The sequence below is a fragment of the Georgenia sp. Z1344 genome (assembly GCF_057652375.1).
In genome coordinates this window covers 2463583-2481330 of sequence record NZ_CM172728.1, presented here as the reverse complement: position 1 = coordinate 2481330, position 17748 = coordinate 2463583, and the positions used below count along the sequence as shown (strand labels likewise).

The 17748-nt window shown below is 73.0% G+C and carries 14 protein-coding genes; 8 read left to right on the top strand and 6 right to left on the bottom strand.

The window, feature by feature from the left end; all coding sequences use genetic code 11:
• Positions 1 to 115 precede the first annotated feature (115 nt).
• Positions 116 to 1273, bottom strand: a complete 1158-nt coding sequence (locus AC24FB_RS11320) for an SURF1 family protein (protein ID WP_425713521.1) — start codon at positions 1271 to 1273, stop codon at positions 116 to 118.
• A 137-nt stretch (positions 1274 to 1410) separates the two neighbouring features.
• On the opposite strand from AC24FB_RS11320, the gene pta reads away from it, so the two are divergent.
• Positions 1411 to 3483 (top strand): phosphate acetyltransferase, encoded by a 2073-nt coding sequence (gene pta / locus AC24FB_RS11315; protein WP_425713522.1) that lies wholly within the window; start codon positions 1411 to 1413, stop codon positions 3481 to 3483.
• The gene (locus tag AC24FB_RS11310) at positions 3480 to 4667 is read left to right on the top strand and encodes an acetate/propionate family kinase (RefSeq protein WP_425713523.1); all 1188 of its coding nucleotides are present in this window, start codon (positions 3480 to 3482) and stop codon (positions 4665 to 4667) included. The genes pta and AC24FB_RS11310 overlap by 4 nt, the downstream gene beginning before the upstream one ends.
• Positions 4668 to 4931: 264 nt before the next feature.
• On the opposite strand, the gene AC24FB_RS11305 is transcribed toward AC24FB_RS11310, so the two are convergent.
• Positions 4932 to 6296, bottom strand: a complete 1365-nt coding sequence (locus tag AC24FB_RS11305) for a class II fumarate hydratase (RefSeq protein WP_487561470.1) — start codon at positions 6294 to 6296, stop codon at positions 4932 to 4934.
• A 172-nt stretch (positions 6297 to 6468) separates the two neighbouring features.
• The gene (locus AC24FB_RS11300) at positions 6469 to 7593 is read right to left on the bottom strand and encodes a GuaB3 family IMP dehydrogenase-related protein (RefSeq protein ID WP_425713525.1); all 1125 of its coding nucleotides are present in this window, start codon (positions 7591 to 7593) and stop codon (positions 6469 to 6471) included.
• Between the two features lie 65 nt (positions 7594 to 7658).
• Here AC24FB_RS11300 and AC24FB_RS11295 point away from each other — a divergent pair, with 65 nt between their 5' ends.
• The 3 genes from AC24FB_RS11295 (at position 7659) to AC24FB_RS11285 (ending at position 11215) form a co-directional block, all read left to right on the top strand.
• Entirely contained in the window at positions 7659 to 8375 is a 717-nt protein-coding gene (locus AC24FB_RS11295) for an exonuclease domain-containing protein (RefSeq protein ID WP_425713526.1), read from the top strand.
• Positions 8376 to 8454: 79 nt separating this feature from the next.
• Positions 8455 to 9576, top strand: a complete 1122-nt coding sequence (locus AC24FB_RS11290) for a DNA glycosylase AlkZ-like family protein (protein ID WP_425713527.1) — start codon at positions 8455 to 8457, stop codon at positions 9574 to 9576.
• A 190-nt stretch (positions 9577 to 9766) separates the two neighbouring features.
• Complete coding sequence (locus AC24FB_RS11285) at positions 9767 to 11215, top strand: HNH endonuclease (protein ID WP_425713528.1); 1449 nt, start codon at positions 9767 to 9769, stop codon at positions 11213 to 11215.
• A gap of 150 nt (positions 11216 to 11365) precedes the next feature.
• Here AC24FB_RS11285 and guaB read toward each other — a convergent pair whose 3' ends face one another.
• Together guaB and AC24FB_RS11275 are read right to left on the bottom strand one after the other, a co-directional pair.
• Entirely contained in the window at positions 11366 to 12877 is a 1512-nt protein-coding gene (guaB, locus tag AC24FB_RS11280; RefSeq protein ID WP_425713529.1) for an IMP dehydrogenase, read from the bottom strand.
• A gap of 4 nt (positions 12878 to 12881) precedes the next feature.
• Positions 12882 to 14177, bottom strand: coding sequence for a MerR family transcriptional regulator (locus AC24FB_RS11275; protein ID WP_425713530.1), 1296 nt, complete (start codon positions 14175 to 14177; stop codon positions 12882 to 12884).
• 213 nt (positions 14178 to 14390) lie between these two features.
• Between AC24FB_RS11275 and AC24FB_RS11270 the strand changes: the two genes are divergently transcribed.
• Entirely contained in the window at positions 14391 to 14693 is a 303-nt protein-coding gene (locus AC24FB_RS11270; protein WP_425713531.1) for a WhiB family transcriptional regulator, read from the top strand.
• Between the two features lie 129 nt (positions 14694 to 14822).
• On the opposite strand, the gene groES is transcribed toward AC24FB_RS11270, so the two are convergent.
• Complete coding sequence (groES, locus tag AC24FB_RS11265) at positions 14823 to 15119, bottom strand: co-chaperone GroES (RefSeq protein WP_425713532.1); 297 nt, start codon at positions 15117 to 15119, stop codon at positions 14823 to 14825.
• Between the two features lie 192 nt (positions 15120 to 15311).
• Between groES and AC24FB_RS11260 the strand changes: the two genes are divergently transcribed.
• Positions 15312 to 16520, top strand: a complete 1209-nt coding sequence (locus AC24FB_RS11260) for a class I SAM-dependent methyltransferase (RefSeq protein WP_425713533.1) — start codon at positions 15312 to 15314, stop codon at positions 16518 to 16520.
• Between the two features lie 94 nt (positions 16521 to 16614).
• Positions 16615 to 17724: a glutamate--cysteine ligase 2 gene (locus AC24FB_RS11255; RefSeq protein ID WP_425713534.1), complete on the top strand. Its 1110-nt coding sequence runs from the start codon at positions 16615 to 16617 to the stop codon at positions 17722 to 17724.
• The last annotated feature ends 24 nt before the right edge of the window (positions 17725 to 17748 follow it).

Genomic DNA, 17748 nt, shown 5'->3' with positions numbered 1-17748 from the left:
GGAGGCGCATCGTCCGGCGCGCCTGGCGTCGGCGCGTCACCTGACATCGGCGTTTCACCCGGCGCCGGCGCGACCGACGGCGCCGGAGCGGTCACCGCCCGGGCGGCGGGGAGGACTACTCGGACCGGTCGGCGTCGGCGTCGGCGTCGCGACGATCGGGGTCCCGGCCGCCACCCGCGAGCAGCAGCTCCTCGTCGCGGCGGTCGAGGGCGTCGTCGCGGACGAGGCGCCACCACAGCCACAGGGCGAAGCCCCCGAACACGAGCCACTCGATCGCGTACATGAGGTTCTGCAGGTTGAGGCCGGTCTCGACAGCGATCGTGGGGTCGGGCGCCTGTTCGAGAGCGCCCTCGAGCGGGACCCACTGCTCGCCGTCGTGGGCACCCTGGACGAGGTAGCCGGAGAACGTCGGCCCGCCCCACGTGCCGGCGAAGCCGGCGGTGGAGATCGACAGGGCGGTCCCGGGCGCGGTCTCGCCGTCGCGCTGCGCCTCGGAGTTCGACAGGTGCCCGGTGACGGCGACCTCGCCGTCCGGGAGCTCGAGGGCCGCCGGGGCGGCGACGCTCGCGCCGGCGTCGGTCACCTCGACGTCGGACTCCGGCAGCCAGCCGCGCAGGACCGGGATCATGGCACCCGAGTCAGGTCCCTCGGTCACGCGCAGGGCGGCGACGACGAGGACCGCTGGCTCGCCCTCGACGGCCCGGTCGACGACGAGGACCTGGTTCTCTCGCTCCCACTCGCCCGTCACCGTGACGCCGGTGGCGTAGACGTCCATGGAGAAGCTCGACTGGGCGGGCAGCACGTCGTCGAGCGGGACCGGGTCGGCCTCGAGGGTGGCCTCGTGCGCGGCGATCGCTCGGTCCGCCCCACGCAGGGAGGCGCGGTCGAGCTGCCAGGCGGCGAGCTGGACGCACACGACGGCGGCCGCGATGAGCAGGACGAGGAGCCCGATCATCCGCGGGGAGATCGCGGAGCGCCACAGCTCGCCCGCCGAGACGCGCGGCCGTCGCGGTCCCTTGCGCCTGCCCTTCCGCGCCGCGGCGTCGGCCCTGGCCTCAGCGGCAGCGGCCGCGTCGGCGGCGATGGCGGCCGGATCGCGCCAGGGATCGAGCCCACGCACGCGGTCCGTCCCCGGGTCGAGCCCCGTCGAGGTGACGTCGTCCGCGGAGGTTCGTGCCGCCGTCGCGCTCGCGCCCTCGTCTGCGACGGCGAGCCCCCCGCGCCCGGCGTCGCCCACCGGCTCGCCGTGGGGTCGTTCGGCCGAGGGGTCCATCGTCCCAGGGTAGGCGAGCGCCCACGGTGTTGACTGGTCCGGGCTCTGCGTGGCCCGCCACTCCCGTGCCGCACGCGCGCCGCCGATCTGGAAGCATCGACCTCGCGAGCCACCACCTCCCGATAGGAGCCCTGAGCATGACCCAGAGCCTGTACATCGCCTCGATCGAGGGGTTCACGGGGAAGTCGCTGGTCGCGCTCGGGGTGGTCGACCAGCTGGCACGGCGCGCGTCCCGGGTCGGCGTCTTCCGACCGCTCGTGGAGTCCCGCGAGAAGCGCGACTCCGTCCTCGAGCTGCTCCTCGAGCACGACGCGGTCGACCTCGACTTCGACGAGTGCCTGGGCGTCACCTACGACGAGTGGTTCGAGGACGAGGACGCGGCCCTGACGAGGATCGTCGAGCGGTACCGGGCGGTGGCGCGGCAGACCGACGTCGTCGTCGTGGTCGGTTCGGACTACACGGACGTGACGACGCCGACGGAGCTCGCCTCGAACGCGCGGATCGCGGCGAACCTCGGCGCGCCGGTGCTGCTCGTGGTGCTCGGCCTCGGGCGCAGCATCGACGAGATCCGGCAGGTCGTGGCCGTCGGGCAGCACGAGATCGCCCAGGGGCACGCAACGACGGTGGGGGTGGTCGTCAACCGGTGCGAGTCCGACCGGCTCGACGAGGTGCGGGCGGCCTTCGCGGACGACGAGCTCGAGACCGGCGTGCTGCCCGAGCTCCCCGTGCTCTCCGCCCCGACGGTCGACGAGGTGCGCGAGGCCCTCGGCGGGCGGCTCTACATGGGTGAGCCCGACCTGCTCGCCCGCGAGGCCGAGCACATCCTCGTCACCGGGATGAACGCCGAGCACATCATCGAGCGGCTGCGCGAGGGCACGCTCGTCATCGCGCCCGCCGACCGGGTCGACGCGGTCCTCGCCGTCATCGCCTCCCACGCCGCGGACGGGTTCCCCTCGCTGTCCGGCCTCGTCCTCAACGGAGGCCACCTGCCGAGCGAGCAGGTGCGCCAGCTGATGTCGGGGCTCGTCGACCGCCTGCCCGTCATCACGACCGAGGACGACACGTTCGAGACGGCGCTCAAGGTCTCGGGCACGCGGGGCGTGCTCTCCCGCAACACCCAGCGCAAGCTCGACCTCGCGCTCGGCGTGGTCGAGCAGCACCTCGACTCCGAGAAGCTCCTCGCCCTCATCGACGTTCCCACCAGCGAGGTGGTCACCCCGCTGATGTTCGAGGCCACCTTGCTCGACCGCGCCCGCTCCGACCGGCAGCACATCGTGCTCCCCGAGGGCGACGACGACCGGATCCTGCGCGCGGCCTCGACCGTCCTGTCCCGGCAGGTCGCGGACCTGACGATCCTCGGCAAGGAGTCGGAGGTGCGGGCGAGGGCCGCCGAGCTCGGCCTCGACATCGACGCCGCGCGCGTCATCGACCCCGCCACCTCGGAGCACGTGGAGGAGTTCGCGGCCGAGTACACGCGACTGCGCGAGCACAAGGGCATGACGCTCGAGCGGGCGCGCGAGGTCATCACGGACGTCTCCTACTTCGGCACCCTCATGGTCCACCTCGGGCTCGCCGGCGGCATGGTCTCCGGCGCGGCCCACACCACGGCGCACACGATCAAGCCGTCGTTCGAGATCATCAAGACCCGTCCCGGGGTCTCGATCGTCAGCTCGGTGTTCCTCATGTGCCTGGCGGACCGCGTACTCGTCTACGGCGACTGCGCCGTCAACCCCGACCCGAACGCCGACCAGCTCGCGGACATCGCGATCAGCTCGGCGCAGACCGCCGCACAGTTCGGGGTCGAGCCGCGGATCGCCATGCTCTCCTACTCGACCGGGACGTCCGGCGCGGGCGCCGAGGTGGAGAAGGTGCGCGCCGCCACGGAGGCCGTCCGCGAGCGGGCGGCCGAGCTGAGCGTCGAGGGACCCATCCAGTACGACGCCGCCGTCGATGCCTCCGTCGCCTCGAAGAAGCTGCCCGGCAGCGAGGTCGCCGGCCGCGCCACGGTGTTCATCTTCCCGGACCTCAACACGGGCAACAACACCTACAAGGCCGTCCAACGATCTGCCGGTGCTGTCGCCGTCGGCCCGGTCCTCCAGGGCCTCAACAAGCCGGTCAACGACCTCTCACGCGGTGCGCTGGTCAGCGACATCGTCAACACCGTCGCCATCACGGCCGTCCAGGCCCAGGCGCAGAAGGAGAACGCATGAGCGGCACCGTCCTCGTCGTCAACTCGGGCTCGTCGTCGATCAAGTACCAGCTGCTCGACCCGGACTCCGGCGACGTCGTCGCCTCCGGCCTGCTCGAGCGCATCGGCGAGCCGTCGGGCCACTTGCGGCACACCGTCGACGGCGAGAAGCACGAGCGCGACCTGCCGCAGGTCGACCACACGGCGGGGCTGTCGGCGGTCCTCGCGGCCTTCGACGAGCTCGGGCCGGCCCTCGCCGACGCCGGGATCCGAGCGGTCGGCCACCGGGTCGTGCAGGGCGGCGCCGAGTTCTCCGGCCCGGTCGCGCTCGACGACGACGCAGTCAGCCGGATCGACGCCCTGTCCCCGCTGGCGCCGCTGCACAACCCCGGGAACGTCGCCGGGATCCGCGTGGCGCGCGAGCTGCTGCCCGACGTCCCGCACGTGGCCGTCTTCGACACCGCGTTCTTCGCCGACCTGCCCGAGGCGGCGGCGACCTACGCGCTCGAGAAGGAGACCGCCAAGAAGTACGCGATCAAGCGGTACGGCGCGCACGGGACCTCGCACCAGTTCGTCTCCGACGCCGTCAGCACCATGCTCGGCCGCGACGACCTGCGCCAGATCGTCCTCCACCTGGGCAACGGGGCGTCGGCGTCGGCGGTCGTGGGCGGGCGCGCGGTCGACACCTCGATGGGGCTCACGCCGCTCGAGGGCCTCGTGATGGGCACGCGCACCGGCGACATGGACCCGGCGGTGGTCTTCCACCTGCGCCGGGTCGGCGGGCTCGGGGTCGACGAGATCGACGACCTGCTCAACAAGCGGTCCGGCCTCAAGGGCCTGACCGGCCACAACGACATGCGTGAGGTCCGCGAGCTGGCCGGTGCCGGCGACGCCGACGCCCGCCTCGCGCTCGACGTGTACGGGCACCGGCTGCGGAAGTACGTCGGCTCCTACGCGGCCGTCATGGGTGGGCTCGACGCGGTGACGTTCACCGCCGGCGTGGGCGAGAACGACGCGCTGATCCGCGCCGAGGTCCTCGCCCCCCTCGGCTTCCTCGGGATCGAGCTCGACGACGCCGCCAACACCGCGCGCTCGAGCGAGCCGCGCGTGATCAGCGCGCCGGGGTCGGCCGTCACCGTGCTCGTCGTGCCGACGAACGAGGAGCTGGCCATCGCGCGCCATACGATCGAGGTCAGCGGCGCCTGAGGATCGTCGTCGTCGGGCCCGGTCTCCGTCGTCGAGATCGCGGTTGGGGCCCGTCGAGATTGCGGTTGGGGCCCGTCGAGATTGCGGTTGGGGCCCGCCGAGATTGCGGTTCGTCGTCGGGCCTGAGGATCGTCGTCGGGCCTGAGGTTCGACAGTGGTCGAGAGTGTGGCTCAGAGATCTCTGAACCGCACTCTCGACCAAGGCACCACGAGCGACTCCCGACGACGACGAACACCCGGCGACCACCAACCGCCGACCGCCGCTCAGGCCTTGTTCGGACCCGTCATCGAGCGGACGTCGAGGAGCTCGTCGAGCTGGGCCTCGGTGATCTCGCCGCGCTCGACGTGTCCGAGGTCGACGACGGCCTCACGGATCGTCAGATCGGCCTTCACCGAGTGCTTGGCGATCGCCGCGGCCGCCTCGTAACCGATGACCCGGTTGAGCGGGGTGACGATCGACGGCGACGACTCGGCGAGGCGCAGGCAGCGCTCCTCGTCGGCCTCGAGCCCGTCGACGCACCGCTCGGCGAGCACGCGCGAGACGTTGCCGAGGATCGTCATCGACTCGAGCAGGTTCTGCGCCATCACCGGCAGCATGACGAGCAGGTCGAAGTTGCCCTGGGCGCCGGCGAAGGCGATGGCCGCGTCGTTGCCGATGACCTGGGCGGCGACCATGACGGCGGCCTCGGGCAGGACCGGGTTGACCTTGCCGGGCATGATCGAGGAGCCGGGCTGGAGGTCGGGCAGGCGGAGCTCGCCGAGGCCGGTGCGGGGGCCGGAGCCGCCCCAGCGCAGGTCGTTGGCGATCTTGGTGAGGGACACGGCGGTCGCGCGCAGGGCGCCCGAGGTCTCGACGGCGGCGTCGAGGGCGGCCTGGGCCTCGAAGTGGTTGGGCGCCTCGGTCAGCGGGAGTCCGGTGTTCTCGGCGATGAGGCCGATGACGCGCGGCGCGAAGCCCTCCGGGGTGTTGATGCCGGTGCCGACGGCGGTGCCGCCCAGCGGGAGCTCGGCCAGGCGCGGGAGGGTGGCCTCGATCCGGGCGATGCCGTTGCGGATCTGCTGGGCGTAGCCGGAGAACTCCTGCCCGAGCGTGATCGGGGTGGCATCCATGAGGTGTGTGCGGCCGGACTTGACGATGTCCGCGAACTCCTCGGCCTTGCGCTCGAGGGACTCGGCGAGGACGGTGAGGTTCGGGACCAGCTCGCCCGTGGCCAGGCCGACGGCGGCGATGTGGATCGACGACGGGAACGTGTCGTTCGACGACTGCGACGCGTTGACGTGGTCGTTCGGGTGCACGGCGAGGCCGGAGTCCCGCGAGGCGATCGTCGCGATGACCTCGTTGGTGTTCATGTTCGAGCTCGTGCCGGAGCCGGTCTGGAACACGTCGATGGGGAACTCGGCGTCGTGCTCGCCGGCGATGACCTGCTCGGCGGCGGCGACGATCGCGGCGGAGACGTCCTCGGCGATGACCCCGAGCTCGGCGTTCGCGATCGCCGCGGCGCGCTTGATCTGGCCGATGGCGTGGATGTGGTGCGGCGTGAGGGTCTTGCCCGAGATCGGGAAGTTCTCCACGGCCCGCTGCGTCTGCGCGGCGTACAGGGCGTCCGCGGGGACGCGGACCTCCCCCATGGTGTCGTGCTCGATCCGGTACTCAGTCACGTCGTCGTATCCCTTTCGCTGCGCGGGTCGCAGGCGCGTCCGCGCGCCCGTCCGGGTCCATCCTCGCACCCGGGAGAAAGGCGGGTGCCCGACGACGAGGGCGCGCAGGCGAGGTGCGCCCCCAGCCTGGCGCGCGTCCCGGTCAGGACGCCTGGTAGGGCGAGACGACGACCTCGACCCGCTGGAACTCCTTGACGTCGGAGTAGCCGGTCGTGGCCATGGCGCGGCGCAGGGCGCCCATGAGGTTGACGGTGCCGTCCGCGCGGTCGGACGGGCCGTGGAGGATCTCCTCGAGCGACCCGGCGGTGCCGACCTTGACGCGCGAGCCGCGCGGGAGGTCGGGGTGGTAGGCCTCGGGGCCCCAGTGCCAGCCGCGCCCGGGGGCCTCCTCGGCGCGGGCGAGCGCCGCGCCGAGCATGACGGCGTCGGCGCCGCAGGCCACGGCCTTGACGAGGTTGCCCGAGTGGCCGACCCCGCCGTCGGCGACGACGTGGACGTAACGCCCGCCGGACTCGTCGAGGTAGTCGCGGCGCGCGGCGGCGACGTCGGCGATGGCCGAGGCCATGGGCACGTGGATGCCGAGAGACTGGCGGGTCGTCGAGGCGGCGCCGCCGCCGAACCCGACGAGGACGCCCGCGGCGCCCGTCCGCATGAGGTGGAGCGCGGCGGTGTAGGTCGCGGCGCCGCCGACGAGCACGGGCACGTCGAGCTCGTAGATGAACCGCTTGAGGTTGAGGGGCTCGGCCGCGGAGGAGACGTGCTCGGCGGAGACCGTGGTGCCGCGGATGACGAACAGGTCGACGCCGGCGCTGACGACGGTGCGCCAGTGCTCCTGGGTGCGCTGCGGGCTCAGCGAGCCGGCCACGGTCACGCCCGCCGCGCGGATCTCCTGCAGGCGCGAGGTGATGAGCTCGGCCTTGATCGGCTCGGCGTAGATCTCCTTCATGCGCGTGATCGCGGTCTCGGCGTCGAGCCCCGCGATCTCCGCGTACAGGGGCTCGGGGTCCTCGTAGCGCGTCCACAGGCCCTCGAGGTCGAGGACGCCGATGCCCCCGAACCGTCCGAGCGCGACGGCCGTCGCGGGAGACATCACCGAGTCCATCGGCGCCGCGAGGACAGGGATGTCGACGTGGTAGGCGTCGATCTGCCAGGCGATCGACACGTCCTCCGGGTCCCGGGTGCGACGGGAGGGGACGACCGCGACGTCGTCGAAGGAGTATGCGCGGCGGGCCCGCTTACCGCGTCCGATCTCGATCTCGATGCTCACATGTGGAGGCTACCTGCACGATGTCGGGGTGCTCTGCGACAGTGGCCGGGACGACAGGAGGATCCATGACCGGGTGGACGCAGGACGTGTGGCTGGGCTTCGACACCGAGACCACGGGGATCGACGTCGGTCACGACCGCATCGTGACGTCGGCGCTCGTCGTCCGCGAGTCGGACGGCTCGATCGGCAGCTCGAGGACGTGGCTCGCCGATCCCGGCATCGAGATCCCCGAGCAGGCGACGGCGGTGCACGGCATCACCACCGAGTACGCGCGGGAGCACGGCGCGCCGCCCGCTCAGGTGCTCGACGAGGTCGCGCAGGTGATCGCCGGGGCGCTGGGCTCCGGTGCGGTGCTCGTGGCGTTCAACGCGACCTACGACCTGTCGATCCTGCGGGCCGAGCTCGTCCGGCACGGGCTGGCCACGCTCGAGGACCGGCTCGGCCGGGACGTCTCCCCCGTGGTCGACCCACTGGTGGTCGACCGGAAGGTCGAGCGGTTCAGGAAGGGCAAGAAGACGCTCGAGGCCATGGGCGAGGCGTACGGCGTGGCGGCGAACGACGCGGCGCACACGGCCGACGGGGACGTCGCGCACACGCTCGCCGTGCTCGAGGCACTGACGGCCAAGTACCCCCAGGTCGCGGAGATGGCGGCAGCCGACCTGCACCGGTCGCAGGCCGCGTGGCACGCCGAGTGGGCCGAGAACTTCGAGGAGTTCCTGCGCGGCAAGGGGCGCGCCGACGCGCACATCTCCCGGGCGTGGCCGGTCGAGCCGGTGGCCTAGGACGCGAGGACGGGACGACGGCGACGGCGACGGCGACGGCGACGGCGACGGCGACGGCGACGGCGGGAGTGTCGAAGAGATGACTCGCGAGATCGGGCTCGACGTCCGCCAGGCACTCGCCTGGCGGCTCGACCGGCACAGGCTCGGCACCGAGGGCGCGACGGACGCGGTCGACGTCGTACGACGGGTCGTGGCCCTCCGCGGCTGGCCGGCGGATCGCGCCGACCTGGCCGTCGGCGTGCGCCTGGCGTCGCCGCGTCCCGGGATGCTCCGGCCCGCGCTCGACGACGACGAGCTCGTGCTCGCCTACGCCTTCCGCGGCGGCGCGTACGTCATGGATGCTCGCGCGGCGTCCGTGCTGCTGACGGTGCGCCGGACGACGCGCGTGTGGGAGTCGGCGCGTTACCAGCGTCAGGCGGGGTTCGAGCTCGACGACTGGGCCCCCTTCCGGGCCGCGGTGCGCGACCTGCTCGGCGAGGGACCGGCGAGCCGCGACGAGATCGCCGTGCACCTCGCCGGCAGCCCGTCCCTCGCCCACCTCGTCCCGGCCGCCGACGGGCGCGGCTCGGACGCCCTGTACAAGCCGCTCCACTGGTGGGGCGACCTCTCGTTCGGGCCGACTCGTGACGGGCGGGCGACGTTCAGGCTCGCGCCGGATTCGGGCGACGAGACCGGCATCGGGGCCGACTCCGACGCGGCGATCGACGCGGCCGGTCGCGCCGCGGTCGAGCTGTACCTCGCCGCCTACGCGCCGGCGACGGAGGCCAACCTCCTCTACTGGCTGGGAGAGGGGTTGAGCGCGCCGCGCAGCCGGATCCGCCGCTGGCTGGATGCGGCGGAGGTGGTCCCGGTCACGGTGCACGGCGTGGACTCGTGGGTGCGTCCTGCGGATCTCGACGAGATCCGCTCGGCCCGGCCGTCCGGCGTCGTGCGCCTGCTGCCGGCCCACGACTCGTGGGTGCTCGGACCCGGCACCGCCGACGAGCGCATCGTCCCGACGGCGCATCGCGCCGCCGTGTCGAGGGGTGCGGACCTCGTCGTGCGCGACGGCGTCGTCGTCGGGACGTGGCGGCTCCGAGGGCACGAGGTGTCCGTCGAGTGGTTCGACGATCGCGAGGCGGCGACGGCGCACGAGGTCGGGGAGGAACTGGCACGTGTGGGTCGCGCACGGGGCGCCACTCTCACGCTCGCCGACGATTGAGACGATCGTGGCGCCACGCCGTCCCGCGCTCCCCCGCGCGGTTCTCGCCACGCCGTCACCACACATCCACCGGTGACAGTCGCATCCACAGGCGCGGGATCGGCCGCTCTCGATGTCAGTCCCGGCAGGTAGCGTGGCAGTCATATCGAACACGCGTTCTGTTCCGACGACGATGCGGAGGGGGCAGGCGATGACGACGACGGAGCAGGACGAGCACGACGCCGCGCTCACCGCGACACCTCCGCCACCCCCGACGCTGGCCGACCTCCGTGCGCTGCGGGACGCGATCGGCAGGCTCGAACGCCACTCCGATGCCGACGCGGTGGACCAGATCCGGTTCCTCGAGGAGCTCAAGGCGGTCGCGTCCGCCGGCCAGGCCGTGGCGTCGGCCGATCTCGCCGAGCGGCGTGAGGCGGACGAGGAGATGCGTGGCATTCCCGCGGACGAGCGGGGACGCGGCCTGAAGGCCGAGGTCGCACTGGCGCGCAACGACTCGCCCAGCAGGGGCGACCAGCACCTCGGGCTGGCACGCGCGCTGGTCCACGAGCTCCCCCGCACCCTCGACCTCATGTCCCAGGGGCTGGTCAGCGAGTGGCGTGCCACGATCCTCGCCCAGGAGACGGCCGGCCTCACTCCTGAGGACCGCCGAGAGGTCGACGCCGCTCTCGCTCCCGACCTGCCGGGCTGGGGCGACAAGCAGGTTCGGCGGCACGCCCGCAAGGCCGCGCAGGAGCGCGAGGAGGACGCCGCCGAGCTGCGCCGCCTGCGCGAGAAGCGCCAGCGCCACGTGAGCATCCGGCCGGCCACCGGATCGATGGCCCGCGTGACGGCCCTCCTGCCGATGACGGAGGCCGTCCGTGTCCACGCATCGCTGCTCAAGCAGGCCGCGAGCATCGTCACGGCCGGCGACGCCGATGGACGCACACCGGGCCAGATTGCCGCGGACCTGCTCGTCGAGCACGTGACCGGGACGCCGTCGAGCGCTCCACGGGACGTCGACCTCACGATCGTCATGACCGGCGAGACTCTCGCCGGCGGACGGGAGTCGGCCTGGCTGCCCGGCCAGGGGCCGCTGCCGGCACAGGCGGCGCGGGACCATGTGCGCGAGGCGGGTCGGGTCTGGTTCCGTCGCCTCTGGACCGATCCGGCCACGGGCGGCGTCGTGTCCCTGGAGTCCCAGGGTCGCACGTTCGAGGGCGGGCTCCGGCGCCTCATCCTCATGCGCGACGACCTGTGCACCGAGCCCTTCTGCAATGCCCCCATCCAGCACGTCGACCACGTGGTCGAGCACGCGAGGGGCGGGGCGACGAGCGCCGCCAACGGCACCGGGCTGTGCGCGGAGCACTACTACCTGAAGATCAGGCCCGGTTGGCGCCACGAGGTCGACGAGGCGGGCGAGAGCGCCGAGATCCGCACGCCCACGGGGCACCGGTACCGGCGGTCGCGGTCACCGTTCCCTTACCGGCGGCCGGCCACGCCACCACCCGAGATGACCCGGGAGCGGTACGAGGCGCTCAGGCAGCGGGTGGCCGAGCGCGTCCGCCGGCCGGACGACCGACCCTCACGGACCGACTCGGGATCCTCGACAGGCGGGCCGTCGGGCGGCGACCCTCCGGATCCGGATCAGCCCGGTGACTGACCGAGCTCGTCATCCAGATCACCCGATGCCTGACCGACCTGGTTAGCGCGTGCCGGCCCGGTTGCGTTCCCGCCTGCCACACCGGCTATCTACCCGCGTGCCGGCCTACCTGCTCGCCGTTCGGCGGGACGACCGACCGGACAGCTCCGATCAGCGCGTCGAGTAGTTCGGCGCCTCGGCGATCATCCGCACGTCGTGCGGGTGCGACTCCTTGAGACCCGCCGGCGTGATGCGGATGAACTTGCCGCGCTCCTTGAGCTCCTCGGTCGTGCGCGCCCCGACGTAGAACATCGACTGGTGCAGCCCCCCGACGAGCTGGTGCGCGACGGCGGACAGCGGACCCCGGTAGGGCACCTGCCCCTCGATGCCCTCGGGGACGATCTTGTCGTCCGTGCTGACGTCGGCCTGGAAGTACCGGTCCTTCGAGTAGGACACCCGACCGCGGGAGGCCATCGCACCGAGCGAGCCCATGCCGCGGTAGTGCTTGTACTGCTTGCCGTTGACGAACACGAGGTCGCCCGGCGACTCCTCGCAGCCGGCAAGGAGCGAGCCGAGCATGACCGTGTCGGCCCCGGCGACCAGCGCCTTGGCGATGTCGCCGGAGTGCTGGAGCCCACCGTCGCCGATGACGGGGATGCCGGCCGGCCGGCAGGCCTGGGCCGCCATGTGGATGGCGGTGACCTGCGGGACGCCGACTCCGGCGACCACGCGCGTCGTGCAGATCGACCCCGGCCCGACGCCGACCTTGACGGCGTCCACGCCCGCGTCGACGAGGGCCTGCGCGCCCTCGCGGGTCGCCACGTTCCCGCCGATGATCTGGACGTGAGCGAAGGCCGGGTCGTTCTTCAGCTTGCGCACCATGTCGAGGAGCAGACGGGCCTCGCCGTTCGCGGTGTCGGCCACGAGCACGTCGACACCCGCGTCCGCGAGCGCGGTCGCACGCTCCCACGCGTCGCCCCAGTAGCCGATCGCCGCGCCCACGCGCAGCCGCCCGTCGGCGTCCTTCGTCGCCTGCGGGTACTGCTCGGACTTGACGAAGTCCTTGACGGTGATGAGACCGCGGAGGTGGCCGCCGTCGTCGACGAGAGGGAGCTTCTCGATCTTGTTCTCGGCAAGAAGCTTGGCGGCGTCGTCGTTGCTGATCCCGACCGGGGCCGTCACGAGGGGCATCGGCGTCATCGCGGAGCGCACGGTGCGAGTCGCCATCTCGGCGCCGGGGACGAACCGGAGGTCGCGGTTCGTGATGATGCCGAGCAGCACGCCCTCGCCGTCCACTACCGGAAGACCGGAGATCCGGTACTGGGCGCACAGCTCGTCGAGCTCCGCGAGCGTGGCGTCCGGGCCGATGGTCACGGGGTCCGTGATCATCCCCGACTCGGAGCGCTTGACGACCGTGACCTGCTGGGCCTGGTCCTCGATGGAGAGGTTGCGGTGGAGGATGCCCAGCCCGCCCTGGCGCGCCATCGCGATCGCCATGCGCGCCTCGGTCACCGTGTCCATCGCCGCGCTCACCAGCGGGATCCTCAGCTCGATCTCGCGCGTGAGTCGGGCGCCGGTCGTCACCTCGGAGGGAATGACGTCCGTGGCCCCCGGCAGGAGAAGCACGTCGTCATAGGTGAGTCCGACCAGCGCGAACGGGTCGTGTGCGGGGGTCTCCGTCATCCCCTCATGCTAGATCCGCGTCCTCGAGCAGCGCAGTGACCGTGGACACCGCGGACGGGAGGTCGGAGGCCAGTATCGCCTCGGGCGGAACGCGGCGCGGCAGACCGGGCCCGACGAGCACGACCTCGGGCCGGCGGTCACGTCGCGACCTCGCCAGGGCTCGCACGCTCGCGGCACGTCCGAATCCGACGACGACGGTCACCCCCGACTCCCGGACCGTGAGGTCGGCGAGCGCCTCCGTGGGCACGCGGTGCCGACCGACCCGGCGCAGGAGGCTCGAGATCCCGCGCTCCCCCATCGCGCCGGCGAACACGTGCGCGGCGAGGACGTGCTTGGGAGTCGTGTGCACGACGACCCGCACGCGATCCTCGACGTCGTGCGCCAGGACGTCCGTGCGCACGACCTCGAGGGCGCAGCCCGTGAGCACCGTGATGCCGTCGCTGCCCGGAGCCTGCGGCTCCGCGCCGACGGCGAGCAGGTCGCAGGTCGGAGCAAGCAGCCGCATCCAGGTCGAGCTCCACCCGTGGGCGTCGACGTGCCGCGAGATCGCGAGCCGCACGTCGTTGACGTCGCCGGCCGCGGCCGCGGCGCCGAGGGACTGGACGTCGAGACTGGTTGCCGTGCTGGCGACGGGCATGACCTCGCCGTGGCCGGTCGGGCGCTGCGTGACCGCCCGGGCGGCGTCGGACGGGCTCACCCCGGAGAGCGTGAGTGCCCGCATCCGCTCCAGGCGCACGACGTCGGCCGGCCCGTATCGACGGCGGTCCCCCGCGCGGTGGTCGCTCGGCCCGAGACCGTAGCGCCGGTCCCAGCTGCGCAGCGTCGAGGTCGCGATGCCGAGCCGCTCGGCCAGCGCACCGACGGTCAGCGGCGCCTCCCCGTGCATAACGCGCGGGACGTCGAACCGGGCGCCCGAGTCCGGGCGCGTACGGCCCTGGGGCGACGCACCCGCACCGGCATCGGCATCGGCATCGGCATCGGCATCAGCATCAGCATCAGCATCAGCGTCGTCGTCGGCCCCGCCGGCAGGCCGCTCGTCGTCGGACGCGGCGACGTCTCGATCGACACCGTTCGACCCCGCGTCGTTGCGCTCTCCGCCGTCGAGGCCTACCCGCACACGCTCGCCGGTGAGATCGCGAACATCGTCATGTCCGTTAAGGGATCCGCCCACGACGGCGGCCCCGGGCTGGACCGGCACGGACCCGTCGATGTACGTGCCGTCGATCTGCTCGACCGCGTCCGCCAGCTCACCCATGGCTCCGCCGGGCGCGACCCCGTCGGTTCCCTGGCGAGCAGCCATGCTCCATCCTCCGTCGGTCGGGCCGGGTCGGCAATCCGTAGACGTCCAACCTATGCAGATCCGGTGCACGCGCAACAGGAGACACACAGCGACGACGGCACGGTGTGCCGCCACGCACCCCCTTGCCCAACTTTCGCGCAAGCAATAACCTGTTGATGAATGGTCTGCGCCGGATCCCGGTCCGGACCACGGTGAACTTCTGAGGAGGCCCCCATGGCCGAGCTGTCCCGCCTTCCCGGCCCGCTCCTGGACGTCTGGAGCTGGCAGGCCGACGGCTCGTGCCGCCAGGTGGACCCGGAGCAGTTCTTCCACCCCGAGGGCGAACGCGGCGGGGTCCGACGCCGGCGTGACGACGCGGCCAAGGCCATCTGCTCCCGCTGCCCCGTCATCGAGCAGTGCCGGGACCACGCCCTGACGGTTCGCGAGCCGTACGGGGTCTGGGGCGGGATGAGCGAGGACGAGCGCGCGGCGGTCTACCGCAGCGAGCGTCGGCGAGCGACACCGAAGGCCGGCTGACCAACCCGGTCTGCCCAGCCGAAGCCGGACCGACCCCCGACCACCCGACGCACCCGGCCGGCCCACAGACACGGAAGGGCCCCGCGACCGACATGGTCGCGGGGCCCTTCGCTGTGCTGGTGACGCTGGTCAGCGGTCGACCACCGCGAGCAGGTCGCGGGCCGACAGCACGAGGTACTCCTCGCCCGCGTACTTGACCTCGGTGCCGCCGTACTTGCTGTAGAGCACGACGTCGCCCACGGCGACGTCCATCGGCACGCGCTGGCCGTTGTCGTCGACACGGCCGGGGCCGACCGCGACGACGGTGCCCTCCTGGGGCTTCTCCTTGGCGGTGTCCGGGATGACGAGACCGGACGCGGTGGTCTGCTCGGCCTCGAGGGTCTGGACGACCACGCGGTCCTCGAGCGGCTTGATGGAGACCGACACTGCGGACCTCCCCTTCCTACGTATGGAATGGATCTCTGACTGTCGTCCTCAGCCTCGCTCCCGCCGTCGCGGGGGTCGGGCGCGTGGTGAGTCCGTCAGTGCCCAGACTAGGTCGCCAGTTAGCACTCGCGCAATCAGAGTGCCAACCGTGAGCGGGCGTCGGCCGGCGGCACCCTCTGCGACCATGACCGGATGGAGCTCGAGACCGCACGCACCCTCGCCTCGACCGAGGGCCGCGCGATGCTCGCGGCGCTGCCGCCCTACTCCGCGGCGACCGCCGACCACATGAACTCACGGCTGCGCGCCCACGGCATGGCCCCCGACCTCGCCGCCGCCGCCCTCACCCAGCTCGCCCTGCGCGCCGAGGCCGCCGACCGCCTCGGCCCCGTCGCCGACCTCCTGCTCCTCACGCGCACCGGCCTCGAGCAGGCGACCCGCACCGTCGTCGCCGCGCACCACGCGCACCGCTTCCGCCGCGCCGAGGTCGACCTCGTCGCGGACCTCGGCTGCGGGCTCGGCCTGGACTCGCTCGCGATCGCGGGCCTCGGCACGCGCGTCCTCGCCGTCGAGCGGGACCCCGTCACCGCGACGTTCGCCCGGGCGAACCTCGAGCCCTTCGACGGCGCCGAGGTCCGCGAGGGGGACGCCCTCGAGATCGACCTGCCCGACGTCGGCGCGGACGCACTGTGGGCCGACCCCGCCCGGCGCGACGCGGCCGGTCGGCGCCTCGCGGACCCCGAGAGCTGGGGACCGCCGCTGTCCGCCGTCGTCGCCCGCGCCCGGTCCGTGCGCGCGGCCGGCATCAAGGTCGCTCCCGGCATCGACCTCGACCACGTCCCCGACGACGCGCACGCGCAGTGGGTGTCCGTCGACCGCGAGGTGGTCGAGGCCGCCCTCTGGTTCGGCGACGCAGCCCCGGAAGGCCCCGGCCGCTCCGCCCTCGTGCTGACCGACGAGCAGCCGCACCTGCTCGCGCCCGAGCAGGGCGGGCCCCGGCCCCCGTCCGCCCCGCACGAGGAGGCGCCGGTCGCGCCGCTCGGGGCCTACCTGCACGAGCCCGACGGCGCCGTCATCCGCGCCGGTCTCGTCGCCGAGCTCGGCCGCCGGCTCGGAGCAGGCGTCGTCTCCGAGCGGATCGCGTACCTCACCTCCGACGAGCCCGCCGGTTCCCCGTTCGCCCGCTCCTACCGGGTCCTCGAGCAGGTCGACGCCGGCGCGAAGGGCCTGGCCCGCGCCCTCGCGGCCCGCGAGATCGGGGATCTGACCATCAAGCAGCGCGGCTCCGGGGTCAAGGTCGAGGACGTCCGCCGTCGGCTGCGCCTCACGGGCCCGAACCGGGCGACCCTCGTGCTCACGCGCGCGCAGGGCAGGCACGTGGCGCTCCTGGTCGAGCCGGTCTGAGACCCCGGGCGACATCACCGTCCCGCGCTGACACGATCCGGGACGGCCCCTCCGGCGCACGCGCACGGGCCGAGCACCGGTGCACAATGTCGCCGTGCCTGTCGAGTTCGGATCGTCGGAGCGCTCGACCCTCGGCGTCGAGTGGGAGCTCCAGGTGCTCGACGCGGGCACGGGCGAGCTGCGCAGCGACGGGCTCGAGCTCATCGACGACCTGCGGGCGCCCGGCGGAGCACCGCACCCGCGCCTCGCGCACGAGCTGCTCGCCAACACGGTCGAGATCGTCACGGGCGTGCACGACTCCGTCGCCTCCGCGCTCACGGAGGTCCGCGACGTCCTCGCCGAGCTCACGGAGGCGGCCGGGCGGCGCGGGCTCGTCCTCGCCGGCGGCGGCACCCACCCGACGGCGGACCCCCAGGCCCAGCCGACGACCACGGGCTACGAGCGGCTGCTCAGGCGCACCGGGTGGTGGGGCCGCGAGATGCTCATCTACGGGCTGCACGTGCACGTCGGGGTCGAGCGGCGGGAGAAGGCGCTCCCGATCATGCGCGGCGTCCTCGACCGGATCGGCACCCTCCTCGCCCTCTCGGCCGCCTCCCCCGTATGGCGCGGCACCGACACCGGCTACGCCTCCAACCGCACGATGATGTTCCAGCAGCTCCCCACGGCGGGCCTCCCGGACGTCATGCGCACGTGGGAGGACTACGAGCGGGTGGTCGAGCAGCTCGTCGCGTCCGACGTCATCGCGCGGCGCAACGAGACGCGCTGGGACGTACGGCCCACGCAGTTCGGCACGGTCGAGTCCCGCATCTGCGACTCACCGCCGACCCTCGCCGAGGTCACCGCCCTCACCGCGCTCAACGTCTGCCTGGTGGACGCGGTCTCCCAGGCCATCGACGACGGCGAGGAGCCCGCCGCGCTCCCCCGCTGGCTGACGGCCGAGAACCGCTGGCGCGCGGCGCGCTTCGGCCTCGACACCGACTTCGTCACCGACAGCTCCGGCGGCTCGCTCGACGCGCGGGACTCGGTCCGCGCGCTACTCACCGAGCTCGCGCCGGCCGCGCACCGCCTCGGCTGCGCGCCGGAGCTCGCGCTCGTCGAGGACATCCTGGGGCGCGGCGCGTCCTACGAGCGTCAGCGGGCCTGGGCGGAGGCGGACGGGTGGGACGGCGTCGCGCTGCGGCTCGCCGGCGAGCTGACGGGCTGACGAGCTGACGAGCTGACGAGCTGA

Excerpts from the sequence above, each read along its gene's own strand:
- AC24FB_RS11275 (WP_425713530.1), bottom strand. The coding sequence starts at position 14,177 with ATGGCTGCTCGCCAGGGAACCGACGGGGTCGCGCCCGGCGGAGCCATG.
- AC24FB_RS11305 (WP_487561470.1), bottom strand. The coding sequence starts at position 6,296 with ATGGGGGAGGTCCGCGTCCCCGCGGACGCCCTGTACGCCGCGCAGACG.
- AC24FB_RS11270 (WP_425713531.1), top strand. The coding sequence starts at position 14,391 with ATGGCCGAGCTGTCCCGCCTTCCCGGCCCGCTCCTGGACGTCTGGAGC.
- pta (WP_425713522.1), top strand. The coding sequence starts at position 1,411 with ATGACCCAGAGCCTGTACATCGCCTCGATCGAGGGGTTCACGGGGAAG.
- AC24FB_RS11320 (WP_425713521.1), bottom strand. The coding sequence starts at position 1,273 with ATGGACCCCTCGGCCGAACGACCCCACGGCGAGCCGGTGGGCGACGCC.
- AC24FB_RS11310 (WP_425713523.1), top strand. The coding sequence starts at position 3,480 with ATGAGCGGCACCGTCCTCGTCGTCAACTCGGGCTCGTCGTCGATCAAG.
- AC24FB_RS11285 (WP_425713528.1), top strand. The coding sequence starts at position 9,767 with ATGACGACGACGGAGCAGGACGAGCACGACGCCGCGCTCACCGCGACA.
- guaB (WP_425713529.1), bottom strand. The coding sequence starts at position 12,877 with ATGACGGAGACCCCCGCACACGACCCGTTCGCGCTGGTCGGACTCACC.
- AC24FB_RS11260 (WP_425713533.1), top strand. The coding sequence starts at position 15,312 with ATGGAGCTCGAGACCGCACGCACCCTCGCCTCGACCGAGGGCCGCGCG.
- AC24FB_RS11290 (WP_425713527.1), top strand. The coding sequence starts at position 8,455 with ATGACTCGCGAGATCGGGCTCGACGTCCGCCAGGCACTCGCCTGGCGG.
- AC24FB_RS11295 (WP_425713526.1), top strand. The coding sequence starts at position 7,659 with ATGACCGGGTGGACGCAGGACGTGTGGCTGGGCTTCGACACCGAGACC.